The 13,950-nt window shown below is 44.4% G+C and carries 13 protein-coding genes and 1 riboswitch; of the genes, 8 read left to right on the forward strand and 5 right to left on the reverse strand.

Features of this window, described 5'->3' with window-relative positions:
• Positions 1-78: 78 nt before the first annotated feature.
• The 6 genes from F986_RS05380 to gluQRS all read left to right on the forward strand — a co-directional run bounded on the left by F986_RS05380 (position 79) and on the right by gluQRS (position 6,532).
• A complete protein-coding gene (locus F986_RS05380) occupies positions 79-1,131 on the forward strand; it encodes a hypothetical protein (protein WP_017397059.1) in 1,053 nt (350 codons plus the stop codon).
• 69 nt (positions 1,132-1,200) lie between these two features.
• A riboswitch (TPP riboswitch) is annotated at positions 1,201-1,331 on the forward strand.
• Positions 1,332-1,475: 144 nt separating this feature from the next.
• Complete coding sequence (gene thiC, locus F986_RS05385) at positions 1,476-3,368, forward strand: phosphomethylpyrimidine synthase ThiC (RefSeq protein WP_004692806.1); 1,893 nt, start codon at positions 1,476-1,478, stop codon at positions 3,366-3,368.
• 75 nt (positions 3,369-3,443) lie between these two features.
• Complete coding sequence (locus tag F986_RS05390) at positions 3,444-4,064, forward strand: NUDIX domain-containing protein (RefSeq protein ID WP_004692807.1); 621 nt, start codon at positions 3,444-3,446, stop codon at positions 4,062-4,064.
• 10 nt (positions 4,065-4,074) lie between these two features.
• On the forward strand, positions 4,075-4,872 hold the full coding sequence (gene cpdA, locus F986_RS05395) for a 3',5'-cyclic-AMP phosphodiesterase (RefSeq protein WP_004692814.1): 798 nt from the start codon (positions 4,075-4,077) through the stop codon (positions 4,870-4,872).
• Positions 4,873-5,081: 209 nt separating this feature from the next.
• On the forward strand, positions 5,082-5,609 hold the full coding sequence (dksA, locus tag F986_RS05400) for an RNA polymerase-binding protein DksA (protein WP_004692816.1): 528 nt from the start codon (positions 5,082-5,084) through the stop codon (positions 5,607-5,609).
• 2 nt (positions 5,610-5,611) lie between these two features.
• On the forward strand, positions 5,612-6,532 hold the full coding sequence (gene gluQRS / locus F986_RS05405; RefSeq protein ID WP_004692817.1) for a tRNA glutamyl-Q(34) synthetase GluQRS: 921 nt from the start codon (positions 5,612-5,614) through the stop codon (positions 6,530-6,532).
• A gap of 217 nt (positions 6,533-6,749) precedes the next feature.
• On the opposite strand, the gene ftsW is transcribed toward gluQRS, so the two are convergent.
• From ftsW to F986_RS05430, 5 genes are all read right to left on the reverse strand, one after another.
• Entirely contained in the window at positions 6,750-7,946 is a 1,197-nt protein-coding gene (ftsW, locus tag F986_RS05410) for a putative lipid II flippase FtsW (RefSeq protein WP_004692818.1), read from the reverse strand.
• Positions 7,947-7,965: 19 nt separating this feature from the next.
• Positions 7,966-9,312, reverse strand: a complete 1,347-nt coding sequence (gene murD, locus F986_RS05415) for a UDP-N-acetylmuramoyl-L-alanine--D-glutamate ligase (RefSeq protein WP_004692820.1) — start codon at positions 9,310-9,312, stop codon at positions 7,966-7,968.
• A gap of 160 nt (positions 9,313-9,472) precedes the next feature.
• A complete protein-coding gene (locus tag F986_RS05420; RefSeq protein ID WP_004692822.1) occupies positions 9,473-9,724 on the reverse strand; it encodes a DUF6587 family protein in 252 nt (83 codons plus the stop codon).
• A 27-nt stretch (positions 9,725-9,751) separates the two neighbouring features.
• Positions 9,752-11,611, reverse strand: a complete 1,860-nt coding sequence (feoB, locus tag F986_RS05425; protein ID WP_004692824.1) for a ferrous iron transporter B — start codon at positions 11,609-11,611, stop codon at positions 9,752-9,754.
• Complete coding sequence (locus F986_RS05430; RefSeq protein ID WP_010325703.1) at positions 11,608-11,868, reverse strand: FeoA family protein; 261 nt, start codon at positions 11,866-11,868, stop codon at positions 11,608-11,610. Before F986_RS05430 ends, feoB begins: the two co-directional genes overlap by 4 nt.
• Before the next feature lie 180 nt (positions 11,869-12,048).
• On the opposite strand from F986_RS05430, the gene xerD reads away from it, so the two are divergent.
• Together xerD and F986_RS05440 are read left to right on the forward strand one after the other, a co-directional pair.
• Positions 12,049-12,966 (forward strand): site-specific tyrosine recombinase XerD, encoded by a 918-nt coding sequence (gene xerD, locus F986_RS05435; protein ID WP_004692828.1) that lies wholly within the window; start codon positions 12,049-12,051, stop codon positions 12,964-12,966.
• Between the two features lie 126 nt (positions 12,967-13,092).
• Positions 13,093-13,902, forward strand: coding sequence for a DsbC family protein (locus F986_RS05440; RefSeq protein WP_004692830.1), 810 nt, complete (start codon positions 13,093-13,095; stop codon positions 13,900-13,902).
• Positions 13,903-13,950: the final 48 nt, after the last annotated feature.

Raw genomic sequence — 13,950 nt, forward strand, 5'->3', positions numbered from 1 at the left:
CCCCTATAAAATGAGCCATGGAGAAAAGGAGTTTCTCTACTGTGTTGTCGCTGAACTGAGTTTTTTGATCGAGTCGCTGTGAATCATTCTTCTTTATTTTCGCTTAAACCTTACGCACTGATTTTTATGTGTGCGCTGTTGGCTGCCTGTCAGAAACCTGAACCAGTCAGCTTTCAAGAGCCTGCACAAATAGAAGCGTCTTCGACTCAAACCTTGGACTTAACCGACTTGTGCCAAAAAATTGACAAAAACATGTCGGAAATAGATGCACAACGTACGACTTTTGCTCTAGAGCAAATCAATCAAGATCTTAAGCTATGTTTACCTTTACTCGGCTTTCAACAACAAAAGCATTTATTGGGTTTATCCAATAAAATGTATCATGACTTTTTGTCGGTTGAACGTACGCCGCAACAGCAGCGCGCTTTTGAAAGTTATGCCCTAGAAATGGCGCAACATCCGACCATTCAACAAAGTCTTTTTGAGCAACTGACCATTCGCGACCAATACCTCATCAAACACCAAGGACAGTCTTATGTCGAGTTGTTTGATGCAGGCGAAGGACAAGTGCATTACCGCCGTAGCCCTGAATATTTAGCCAAAATTTTTGCGCCTTATCTCCCTGTCGCAGAGCAAGAGTTTATTGAACATCTGGCAACACAAAATCAATACCCTGCCGTGATTGGAAGTCAGGTCAAAATTGATGCCAAAGAAATTGCAGATCGTGCACTGTATTGGGAAAGCTACTTACAGCAATATCCAAAAAGTAGCTATCACCAAGATGCACGTCATCTATTGAATCTATACAGCACCCTCTTGTTTATCGGACTGGATACTCAACGCGTTTACGACGGCTATACCGTGCAAAGCAACTATTTGGAAGAAATTGAGCGCCTAGCCGCATTAAAAAATTCAATAGTGACGGATCAAGCGCGCTTATTTTTAAAGTTTGTGGCGCTCAGCCCTGAACAAAGAGCGGCTCAAATCATCTTGCCTGCTTCCGCTCACGCACAGCGCCTCGGTGCAGATCAACTCTTACAAAGACAATTGGCGCACTTTATCCAACTGCGTATGATCCAACCCGATCAAGGCAAAGACTGCTTAAGCGATGCCATTTGCTTAGAACGTTGAACACATTTCCCTTTCACACTTTGAATAAAAAGGTAGCTGTTTTTAACAACAGTGCATGTTAAGATGATGCATCGCTTGACGGAGCGCGAGTAATTGCTCGCTGAGATCAGCTAAGACTTTTCAATAATAAAGTTTTGAAGCTGAGTACCGTTGAACCTGATCAGGTTAAGACCTGCGTAGGAATCAAGCCATCTAAAAACTGAACGCCTTTCCTTGAACTATTTCCAGTAGAAATACATCCGTTGCATTTGTACCCGCAAATCAACAACACACAGAAATAGCTTCAATTGCCATCGTTTTTGGTCGTGCTTGATTCGTTGATGTCATTCATAAGGATCATTGCAATGAACCAGTTAACGAATCTTTCCGCTGAAATTTCAGCACAACATGAACAAGATGCCAAAGATCTGACCCGTATCTTGCCTGCCTCTAAAAAAGTCTATATCCAAGGTTCACGCCCAGACATTCAAGTCCCCATGCGTGAGATTGAACTGACCGAAACCCCAACAGGCTTAGGCGGTGAGTACAATCCACCAGTGATGGTGTATGACACCTCTGGTGTGTATACCGACACCAATGTCAGTATTGATCTGAACAAAGGTCTACCGAATGTCCGCGAAAATTGGATTGAAGAGCGCAACGATACAGAAATGTTAGACAGCCTCAGTTCAAGCTTTGGTCAAGAGCGTTTACGGGATATTCGTACCGCTGATATTCGTTTTGCCCATATTCAAAAACCACGTCGTGCCAAAGCAGGCCTCAATGTCACGCAGATGCATTATGCCAAACAAGGCATTATTACCCCTGAGATGGAATACATCGCTATTCGTGAAAATCAGCGTCAACGTGAAGGGGTCGATGCACGTCAACACGCGGGGCAAAACTTTGGTGCGCATAACTTGATGGAAATCACGCCTGAGTTTGTACGTAAAGAAGTGGCTGAAGGGCGTGCGATTATCCCTGCCAATATTAACCATCCTGAAATTGAACCAATGATCATTGGCCGAAACTTCTTGGTGAAAATCAATGCCAATATTGGTAACTCGGCTCTCGGCTCTTCAATCGATGAAGAAGTCGCAAAAATGACATGGGCAACCCGTTGGGGTGCAGACACCATCATGGATCTCTCCACAGGGAAGAACATCCATGAAACCCGTGAGTGGATTATCCGTAACTCACCTGTTCCGATTGGTACTGTACCGATCTATCAAGCTTTAGAAAAAGTTGATGGGGTGGCGGAAGACTTGACATGGGAAATCTTCAAAGACACGCTGATCGAACAAGCTGAGCAAGGCGTAGACTATTTCACCATCCATGCAGGCGTCTTATTGCGTTATGTACCGATGACGGCGAATCGCCTCACTGGTATCGTGTCTCGTGGTGGTTCGATCATGGCGCAGTGGTGTTTGGCCCATCACCAAGAGAACTTCCTCTATACACATTTTGATGAAATCTGCGAAATCATGAAAGCCTATGATGTGTCATTTAGCCTCGGCGATGGCCTACGTCCGGGGTGTATCCAAGATGCCAATGACGAAGCACAGTTCTCTGAATTACGCACTTTAGGTGAGTTGACTCATCGTGCATGGAAACATGATGTGCAAGTGATGATTGAAGGTCCAGGGCATGTGCCTATGCATATGATCAAAGAAAATATGGATCTGCAGCTTGAAGTCTGCCAAGAAGCGCCCTTCTACACTTTAGGGCCATTGACCACCGATATTGCCCCAGGTTATGACCATATTACTTCTGCGATTGGTGCGGCGATGATTGGTTGGTATGGGACTGCCATGCTCTGTTATGTCACGCCAAAAGAACACTTGGGCCTGCCGAACAAGAAAGACGTCAAAGATGGCATCATCACCTATAAAATTGCAGCACATGCGGCAGATTTGGCCAAAGGTCATCCGGGTGCGCAAGTTCGTGACAATGCCCTGTCTAAAGCACGTTTTGAATTCCGCTGGGAAGATCAGTTTAATCTCAGTCTTGACCCAGACACGGCGCGTAGCATGCATGATGAAACCATGCCAAAGGAGGCGCACAAATCTGCGCACTTCTGTTCGATGTGCGGTCCTAAGTTTTGCTCGATGAAAATCACACAAAACGTGCGTGATTATGCACAAAATCAGCAAAATGCTACGCTGAATAAAATTCAGCAAGAAGAGGTTGAAAACGGTCTCGATAGCATGAAAAAACAATTCCATGCAACCGGACAAAACTTGTACCAAAAAGTGTAAGTTGATAAAAAACCTTTTGTAATCATGCGATTCTCAGTTAGGATGAAATGATAAATTTCATCCTGATTGCGCTTTATGAACATAATTAAGCAAGCTACATATCACAGTGAAGATGTCCAAATTGTAGACAGGGCCTTTGTTTTTCAGGGTTTTGTTCAAGTAGAAAAAGTAAATTTACGTCATCGCCTGTTTAATCAAACGGAGTACACCGCTGTGATTTCACGTGAGCTCATTCAGCGTCCTGAAGCTGCGGGTGTCTTGATTTATGATGATGCACAACAAAAATTTGCCTTGATTGAACAATTTCGTATTGGTGCTATGGATGATCAAGATTCAGCTTGGCAGCTAGAGATTATTGCGGGAGTACTCGATGGTGATGAATCACCTGAAAGCTGTATTCGCCGTGAAGCATTAGAAGAATCAGGCTGTCAGATTGAACACTTACAACATCTGTTTAGCTTTTATCCTTCTGCAGGTGCCTGTGCGGAACTGTTTCATCTGTATAGTGCTGCGGCCGATTTACCCAAACAAGGTGGTGTATTTGGTATGCCCGATGAAGGTGAAAATATTTTATTACACCTGATTGATTATGCGCAGATCGATACATTACTTTCCAATGGTCGGCTCAGAAATGCGCCTGTCATAATGGCCTTGCAATGGCTACAACAACAGATTAAAACGACAAGGAATGTCTAAGGGGTCAGGCATGACTTTAAATAATGAGAAAAATTGGACCATTATCCAAATTTCAGATACGCACTTGATGGATCAAGATCATCTGGAGTTTGTACGTATGAATCCAGAGCAAAGCTTTCATCATGTAATACAACACATTGTGGAACGTCATCCACAAATTGATGCCTTCGTCCATACGGGCGACTTGGCACAAGTACCTGTGCCTCGAACCTATCAACGCTATTTAGACTTTATGCAGAGTTTAAAGACGCCGTTTTATCAGGTTCCGGGCAATCATGACAATGCCGAGCACTTCCCTTTTCATCAGCAGCAAAACAAAGTTCATGTGATTCACTTTGGTCCTTGGAGCATGGTTTTACTCAATAGTGCCGTCAAAGGTAAAATCGATGGCTGGGTCGATGAAGCACAATTGAACCAACTGGAACAAATCCTACAAGAATTTGCCCAGCAACACATTGTGATTGCCTGTCATCATCATCCTTTTGAAATGCAGTCAAAATGGATTGATCAACATAAACTCAAGAACACCCAAGACCTCACTGCGGTTCTTGCGAAATACCACAATGTCAAAATTGTGCTGTCGGGACATGTCCATCAAGAATCATGGCGTGAATGGCATAGTATTCAGTTTTACTCGACGCCGTCTACCAGTGTCCAATTTAAGCCTTTAAGCGATCATTTCGCCTTAGATGAGCAAGCACCGGGTTATCGTATTTTACAATTAAACGCAGATGGCAGCCATGAAACCCACGTAGAACGTGTCTTACACGCACAGCAAAAAATAAATGTTGAAATTTCAGGTTATTAACTTTTCATTTTTATCGTTTTCAATTACCTTAGTTGCTCTTACGAAAAAGTGATCAATTTAATCCAAACATCAAAGACTATCAAAATACTTAAAAAGTCTATATGATGACGACCCCCGAGGGTTAATCTCCTCGAGGGTGGATAAAAACACTTGCATATCACCATATTTTTTGCGTATTAAAGATACGTATATGATGAGGATTGCCCTAAATGGCGAATGACAACCAAAATACTGTCTTAGACGAACAAACTGATGTTGTAGATGAAAAATCTACAAAACGTGTGCGCAAAACTAAGCCTAAAGCGACTGACGGTGGTTCTACTGCAAGCTTATTTGGTATTGAACCTTATCAGCCGAAAAAAAATGAAGAATACATGTCTGAAGGTCAGCTTGAGCACTTCCGCCAAATTTTGTTGGCATGGAAAGCAGAGTTGATGTCAGAAGTTGACCGCACACTCAACACCATGCAAGACGAAAACACCGCTTTGCCTGATGTGAATGACCGTGCGACACAAGAAGAAGAGTTTGCAATTGAACTACGTACACGTGACCGTGAACGTAAACTCATCCGCAAAATCGAGCAATCAATTGAAGCGATTAAAAACGATGACTATGGTTTCTGTGAAACCTGTGGCATCGAAATTGGTCTGCGCCGTTTAGAGGCTCGTCCAACTGCGACTTTATGTATTGACTGCAAAACACTGGCAGAAATCAAAGAGAAGCAAAATAACGGTTAATCATGTTATTCAATAATCCTCCCCCAACCCCTCCTTTACAAAAGGAGGGGGACAACAGGATGGCTTATGTGGGTCGGTTTGCGCCATCGCCAACCGGCCCTTTGCATTTTGGGTCACTTATCACCGCCGTTGCCAGTTATTGCGAAGCAAAAGCACATCAAGGCTCATGGTTGGTTCGTATCGAAGATACCGACATCCCGCGTATTTACCCCGGCAGTGAAAGCCATATCTTGCGTTGTATCGAGGCTTTCGGCTTTCAGCCCGATGCGGAGATTATTTTCCAAAAAGATCGTCTCGACCTATATGAAGACGTGATTCAACAACTGCATCAACTCAAACTGGTCTATGCCTGTCAGTGCACCCGAAAAATGCTTGGTTCTAACCACATTTATGCAGGCACCTGCCGTGACCTTGCTCTGCCTTTTGATCAACAAGCCATTCGCGTCAAAGTGGAAGATGTCGAGATTTGTTTTGATGATGCTCTGCAAGGCAGACACTGCTCACAACTGGCACATGAGCTCGGTGACTTTGTACTGAAACGCCGCGATGGCATTATCAACTATCAATTAGCTGTAGTGGTAGATGACTATCTACAAGGCATCACCCATGTGGTCCGTGGTGCAGATCTATTGGATAATACCGAGCGACAAATTTATTTAGGTCAGCTGCTAGATTACCCACGTCTTAGCTATATGCACCTGCCTTTAGCCATGAATGATCAAGGGCAAAAATTGTCTAAACAAAATATGGCACAAGCGCTGGATCTTAACCAAGCACCAGCTCTACTCGCTCAAGCAATACGCGCTCTAAATCAGCCAGTTGTCGAACTAGACCATCCTAAACGAATGTTGCAACAAGCCATTGCACAATGGGATGTTTCACTGATTCCGCACCGTACTACCCTGCACGGTATCTATTTATAGCAAAACGATTGCGACAGAAACTCAACACTACGCATAGCGCGCAACGTTTCAATTGAAGAAAATTCAAAAAATTAGATTATTACAGTCACATTCATCATGAAAGAATGATGGATAGATATGCTGATGAGAAACACAATTTAGAAAGGAGTCAAACGCTATCCGCATAAAACGAAAAATGAGTTTCGTCTGCGGAAAGCGTGATGAAAGAAGAACCCGCTTAGAAGCTGGATTCTTCTTTGGTTGGATTGGCACTTTGTGTTGTTGCATCTATTTTTAAAATCAAACTGATCATCACTGCACACATAATCAGTGATGAACCGCCATAACTAATAAAAGGTAGCGTCAAACCTTTGGTTGGCAGCATACCCATGTTCATACCTGCGTTTACCAAAATTTGCAGTAAGAAAATAATCGATACCCCATAAGCCAAATAACCCGCACGCAGGTACTGATTTTTCAGCGCACGATGACCCACTTTGATACAGCACAGCAACATGGTAAAGGACAGAATCAAGACCGTAGTGATCCCGAAAAAGCCAAACTCTTCGCCTAAAATGGCCAACATGAAGTCGGTATGCGCTTCAGGCAAGTAGGCCATTTTCTGTACACTGTGGCCAAGTCCTACACCAAACCATTCACCACGGCCAAAAGCCATCAAGGCATTGGAAAGCTGGTAACCAGTACCTAGCGGATCTTCCCAAGGGTTTGAGAAAGACATTAGACGTTCAAAACGGTAAGGCTCAAATACAATCAGAAAGACAAATGCCGCAAAAATTGCACCAAAAGCCATACCAAACTGAATCAACGGCGCGCCAGCAAGGAAGAAGATACCAAGCATCATCAAACTAATCACCACGGTTGCACCCAAGTCGGGCTCCGCGATAATCAAACCCACCGTTAACAGCATAATAATACCGAGACGGATCAAACCTTTGATGTTATTTCTTACTTCTTCGGCACGGCGTACCACATAGTCCGCGGTGAAAATCGCCATCATCACTTTGGCGACCTCTGAAGCCTGCAATGTAAAGCCCGCAACACGAATCCAGCGGGTTGAACCATTGACCTCCGTACCGACGACCAACACAGCGGCCAGCAGTAAAATGGTCAAAATCCACAACGGAAAGGTGTTATTGAACCAAACATTGAGCGGAACTCGGTATACCGCATAGGCCAAAACGCCAGCCACCGCAATTGAAATCCCGTGACGAAGGACATAGTGAAATGAATTCTCATGAAGGCGTTCAGCATAAGGCATCGACGCAGATGCGACCATGATCGAACCCAAACACAACAACGCAACGACGCAGAAGATCAACACATTACGTGGTGTCACTTCGCTGGGTACACGCGGCGCCCAACGGCTATAAAACTGATTCATTTTATTGATCGTTGTCTGAGCAAACTCAGCCATCTCAATTTCCTTATTATTTTTAGTGGAGTTCTTGCACACAAGCGACAAACTGATGTCCGCGCTGTGGGTAACCACTGAACATATCAAAACTTGCACATGCAGGTGACAATAACACGACATCATGGGCTTGGGTATGGGCTTGGCAAAGTGCAACCGCCTGCTCTAAAGTCTCAGCATGCAGTAAGGTGGTTGTTCCTGCCACAGCTTGTTCAATCAACGCCGCATCTTCACCAATCAACACAGCCACTTTCACGTATTTGCTCAAAGCCTCACGTAAAGCGCTAAAGTCTTGCCCTTTGCCTTGACCACCTAAAATGATCGCGACCTTGCCACCTTTGGCTTCAATCGCAGCACCTAAACCATCAATCGCAGCCAGTGTTGCGCCGACGTTGGTGCCCTTAGAGTCATTATAGTAACGAACACCCTCAACGTCTTTCACAAACTCACAGCGATGCTCTAAGCCTTTAAAGCTTTTCAGTGTTTCCAACATCGACTCAAGTGGAAGATTGATTGCCTCACCTAAAGCCAAACAGGCCAAAGCATTGGCCACATTGTGTGTGCCTTGAATATACATCTCTGCACTGTTCAATAAACGTGTGCGGCCACGGGCCAACCAGATCGTACCGTCGTCATCTCTTAATACACCGTACTGATTCATATCAGGTGCATTTAAACCAAAGCTTTGCATTGGCGTAGCATCAGGTACCAAAGGACGCGTAAGTGAGTCATCACGGTTATGAACGACTTTTTTCACGCCTTGGAAAATGCGATGCTTCGCGGTGTGATAGCCCATCATATCGCCATGACGGTCAAGATGGTCTTCACTCATATTCAGTACCACCGCAACTTCAGCTTGTAAATTTGAAGTGGTTTCTAACTGAAAGCTGGATAGTTCTAAAATGTATAAATCTGGCTCATCTTTGGTCAAATCCAACGCTGGGCGACCAAGGTTACCGCCTACCGCAACTTTCACGCCTGCATGTTCAGCCATCAGACCAATCAAGGTCGTCACGGTACTTTTTGCATTCGACCCAGTAATGGCCATGATCGGCTTGTCGGTTGCACGGCGTAGGATTTGAATTTCACTCACCACGGGAATGCCTTTGGCAATCGCAGCTTGAATTTCAGGTAGTTTAGGATCAAGCCCAGGGCTAATAACGATTTCTTCAGCAGACAACAACAGTTCTGCGTCAAACTGACCAAAACTGGTTTGTACCTCTGCTGGAATTTGGTCATGACCGGGCGGGGTCGACCGAGAGTCCGTTACTGCAACGCGGTAGCCTTGGTTATGTAAAAAATTGACCGCTGCAACACCAGAAATGCCGAGCCCTGCAACGACCTTAAGTCCACCACGTTGTATTAACATTTTCGCCCCATGCTTGGTCTGAGATTTATCTGCGGAAATGTTAGCACTTTGCTGTTTTGAATGCTTTTTCTGTTTTGACTTTCCTGCACTTTTTTTGTGTCAGTGCGTAAAAAAGCCGCCCCTCTTGGACGGCTTTTTTATTTGTGAGCAAAAATCGTTTTTATTTCCACTTCACCGCTTGGACTTCAGGCTTTTTCGCATTGCTGTCTTCCGTTGCTGGACAAGCACAGTTTCCGCCACAACCACCAGCCATTGACGGTTTTAACCACGTTGCTAAACGCGTCCAACCTCGAGCCTCACACAGCGCAGACAAGGACATGAAAACTGAACCCGATGTCTTAGGAAATACTTTCTTAAATACCACCACGGCACTCCAGATCACCAGAGCAGCAACAATTAGAATTTCAATCATCTCAATCTCCTCGCCTATTTACGCCAATTAGCCCAAATAGTGCGTTGCAATTTGATAGGTCAGGAATGACATTAAATAAGCCAAACCAAACAAGTAAATGGTCATAAAACTCACGGTTTTCCATGAACCTGTTTCACGTTTGACCGTCGCCAAAGTCGCCAAACAGTGCGGCGCATAAATAAACCACACCAATAAAGACAGACCAGTCGCCACCGACCAGCCGAGCTCACCGCCACTACTGATCAGTGAAGCCAAACCTTGTGACATTGCATCTTCATCGACAGCGGATAAGGCATATACCGTACCTAAAGCTGCCACTACGACTTCACGAGCGGCCATGGCTGGAATCAAGGCAATACAAATCTGCCAGTTGAAGCCCAGCGGTGCAAAAATCGGTTGTAGTAAATGACCGAGCATACCGGCAAATGAATAATCAATTTCTGGTAAAGTCGCACCTTCAGGGGCTTGCGGGAAAGTACACAAGAACCACAGCAAAATAGACAACGCGAAAATGATGCCACCCACACGACGCAAGAAGATCTTGGCGCGGTCAAGTAAACCAATCCAAATATTCTTTAAGTCAGGGAAACGATAGCTTGGCAACTCCATCATCAACATATGTTGTGACTTATCTTTCTGGAAGAACTTCAGAACGAAAGATACACACAGTGCACTCACAATCCCGGCCATATATAATGCAAACAACACCAAACCTTGCAGATTGAATAGGCCCCAAACGGTTTGTTCAGGAATAAAAGCGGCAATTAACAAGGCATATACAGGTAAACGTGCAGAACACGTCATCAGCGGTGCAACAAAAATCGTGGTCAAACGGTCACGCGGATCACCAATGGTACGCGATGCCATGATGCCCGGAATTGCGCAGGCAAAGCTTGATAACAATGGAATAAAGGCACGCCCAGAAAGACCTGCTTTAAACATCAGTTTATCCAGCAAAAACGCGGCACGCGGTAAATAACCCGACTCTTCCAACACCAAGATAAAGAAGAACAAAATTAAAATCTGCGGTAAGAACACCACCACACCACCCGCACCCGCAATAACTCCGTCCACCACCAAGCTATTAAGCAAAGGTTGGCTAATCACGCCACCAGCAGTTTCACCGAGCCAACCGAAGAAAGTTTCAATCCCATCCATAAACGGCGCAGCCCAAGCAAAAACGGCTTGGAAGACAATAAACATCATGACGGCAAGGCTAACTAAACCCAAAACTGGATGTAGGAAAATCTTATCTAGAAAATCAGTTCGCTTGTCTTCTTCATCGACGTACTGCACAGCGTCATGTAATAAATTTTCTACTTTCTCATGTGCAGTGTCGCCTTTTAAACCCGTCAGCTCGGTATAAGGCACGGCATATTTGCCCTGCTCTAAAGCGCTAAGCAGGCTTTCAATACCCGAGTTACGCACCGCAACCGTTTCAACGATCGGCACACCCAAGCGCTCAGAAAGCTTTTGGGTATTGATTTGCATGCCACGGCGACGTGCTTCATCCATCATGTTTAAAACGATTAACATTGGACGGCCCAATGCAATCAGTTCAATCACTAAACCGAGGTGAAGTTTGAGGTTAGTTGCATCAACGATACATAAGAAAGCATCTTGCTGACCTTCGTCTGCAATTTTCCCCATCACCACGTCACGGGTAATCATTTCATCAGGGCTGGTCGCATCTAAGCTATACGTCCCTGGCAAATCCAGCACGCGAACTGCTTGACCTGAAGGAAGAGTAAATTGACCAACTTTACGCTCAACCGTTACACCCGCATAGTTACCTACTTTTTGGCGTGTTCCAGTGAGATGGTTAAATAACGAAGTTTTACCGCAGTTTGGATTACCTACAAGGGCAACACGCAAGGCATCACTCATCTAGGTGCTCCTTCGACTTGAATTTCAATTTTTTCAGCTTCAACTTTTCTTAAGGCGAAACGTGTAAAACCCACTTGGATTAAAATTGGATCGCCACCAAAAACACCTTTGGTAATCACCTGTACTTTTGTACCTGCGACAAAGCCTAATGTTTCAAGACGACTAGCCACCAAATCAGTCTGAGCTTCGCCATCCAAAGTATGATTCACTTTGTTAATGATGGCAGTTTGTTTGACTTTTAAATCAGATAAACGCACCGCATCCAACCCTTTAATATTTTGAACAGTATACAAACAAATGAGAATAATTACCAAATCAGATTCGATAATGATTCGCATCTGTTATAACACATCGACAAGCGAGAATGATTACACTACATTGAATAAAACCCCTATTCCTTGTTTTTGTCTTTCCGTGATGATGTGCTTGAGAGCTTTATGTTAAATAAAAAACCGCGTGTGCCTGCGCCTGTTCAAATTCCAACTCAGCTCAGTTTTTTACACGGCTTTAAAGATTATCTCATTGCACAAACCGTCAGCCCACACACCCGAAATGCTTATCTCTCTGACTTATTGCAGTGCAGCGAGTGTAGTCACGTGAGCATGCCTGAATGGAGCAGTGATGATGTCGCCGATGTTCTGCTGACTCTCACCAAGCAAGGTAAAAGCCCGCGCTCCATTGCGCGCTGTCTGTCTGCTCTGCGTTCTTTTTTTAAGTTTCTACGGGAACAAAAACTGCGTTCAGACAACCCTGTCGCACTACATAAAACACCCAAAATTGGCCGCGCACTGCCTAAAGATTTGTCTGAGCAAGACGTGGATGCCTTAATTCAAGCCCCTGATATTGAAACCGCTCTTGGACTCCGTGATCGCGCCATGTTTGAAGTGTTATATGCCTGTGGACTACGCGTATCTGAGCTACTGAATCTACGCCTAGACTTAATCAATCTAAAACAAGGCTATTTAAGAATTACGGGTAAGGGCAATAAAGAGCGGCTGGTGCCTTTGGGTCAAATTGCAGTGGAGTGGGTCGAAAAATACTTAATTGAATCACGTCCGCAATTATATAAATCTGCAACTGACTATCTGTTTCTCACCCAACATGGCGGCATTATGAGTCGGCAAAACTTTTGGTATGCCATTAAACGCTATGCCTTACAAGCAGGGATTCAGGCTGAACTGTCTCCACACACCTTACGACATGCTTTTGCAACGCATTTACTCAATCACGGTGCGGACTTGCGTGTGGTACAAATGTTATTGGGACATAGTGATCTGTCCACGACACAAATTTATACCCATGTCGCACAAGTGCGTATGCAACAACTACATGCCAGCCATCACCCAAGGGCTTAAGGTCTTGATCATCCATAACTTAAGGCTGTTTTTAGCACGAAGACTACGAAGTATTACCGAGTCCTGTACTTTTTTTGCTATGCTTGGCGCTCTGTTTTTATAAAGTCAAAAGAAAAAGGGTTATCTATGTTATTTACCCGTAAACCATTGTTCATTGCCTGTGCCATTGCTTCAAGTGTTCTATTTACAGCATGTTCAAATAACACTGAAGAAAAAAAACAAGACTCTTTAACGGCAAGCGCGCCAGCCACAGGTGAAGCGTCGACTTTGACGGAACGCAACGCAAAGCAACGTTTAATTGACACCCTTCAAAAGCATTTCAAAACAGCCAATATCAATGCCAAAATCATCGATATCAAAACCACTGAAGTGCCAAATTTATTTTGGGTCAATCTTGAAGGGATGAGCTCGGTTTATACCACGGCAGATGGTAAATATATTATCCAAGGTGATGTGATTCGCTTGGGCGATAAAACCCTCCACAACGTCAGCGACAATCTGCAAGCTGAAGCCAACAAAAAGCTTCTAGCAGGGCTCAAAACTGAAGACCTACTGGTTTATAAAGCCAAAGGCAAGACCAAGCATGTGGTTTATGTCTTTACCGATGCCAGCTGCCCTTACTGCCATAAACTGCACGAACACATCCCTGAAATCACAGCTCAAGGCATTGAAGTACGTTACATTGCATGGCCGCGTGGCGAACAGTTCATGCCAGCCATGGAAAGTGTGTGGTGTAGCGCAGACCGTCAAGCTGCCTTTGATCAAGCAATTTCAGGTGCTCAACTTCCACCAGCTACCTGTAAAAATCCAGTGCGAGATCAATACCAGTTGGGTCTGAACATGGGCGTAAATGGGACACCTGCGATCTATAATGAAGATGGTGAATATCTCGGTGGTTATTTGGCCCCAAGTGAATTATTAAATCGCCTTAAATAACTAATTTTTATTTGTTATTTAACTAATATTTATAGTTGAACATAAAAT

The sequence above is a fragment of the Acinetobacter johnsonii CIP 64.6 genome (assembly GCF_000368045.1).
Classification (GTDB): Bacteria; Pseudomonadota; Gammaproteobacteria; order Pseudomonadales; family Moraxellaceae; genus Acinetobacter; species Acinetobacter johnsonii.

Coding starts and splice junctions, on each gene's coding strand:
- thiC (WP_004692806.1), top strand. CDS start 1,476: ATGAACCAGTTAACGAATCTTTCCGCTGAAATTTCAGCACAACATGAA.
- F986_RS05390 (WP_004692807.1), top strand. CDS start 3,444: ATGAACATAATTAAGCAAGCTACATATCACAGTGAAGATGTCCAAATT.
- cpdA (WP_004692814.1), top strand. CDS start 4,075: ATGACTTTAAATAATGAGAAAAATTGGACCATTATCCAAATTTCAGAT.
- dksA (WP_004692816.1), top strand. CDS start 5,082: ATGGCGAATGACAACCAAAATACTGTCTTAGACGAACAAACTGATGTT.
- gluQRS (WP_004692817.1), top strand. CDS start 5,612: ATGTTATTCAATAATCCTCCCCCAACCCCTCCTTTACAAAAGGAGGGG.
- ftsW (WP_004692818.1), bottom strand. CDS start 7,946: ATGGCTGAGTTTGCTCAGACAACGATCAATAAAATGAATCAGTTTTAT.
- murD (WP_004692820.1), bottom strand. CDS start 9,312: ATGTTAATACAACGTGGTGGACTTAAGGTCGTTGCAGGGCTCGGCATT.
- F986_RS05420 (WP_004692822.1), bottom strand. CDS start 9,724: ATGATTGAAATTCTAATTGTTGCTGCTCTGGTGATCTGGAGTGCCGTG.
- feoB (WP_004692824.1), bottom strand. CDS start 11,611: ATGAGTGATGCCTTGCGTGTTGCCCTTGTAGGTAATCCAAACTGCGGT.
- xerD (WP_004692828.1), top strand. CDS start 12,049: ATGTTAAATAAAAAACCGCGTGTGCCTGCGCCTGTTCAAATTCCAACT.
- F986_RS05440 (WP_004692830.1), top strand. CDS start 13,093: ATGTTATTTACCCGTAAACCATTGTTCATTGCCTGTGCCATTGCTTCA.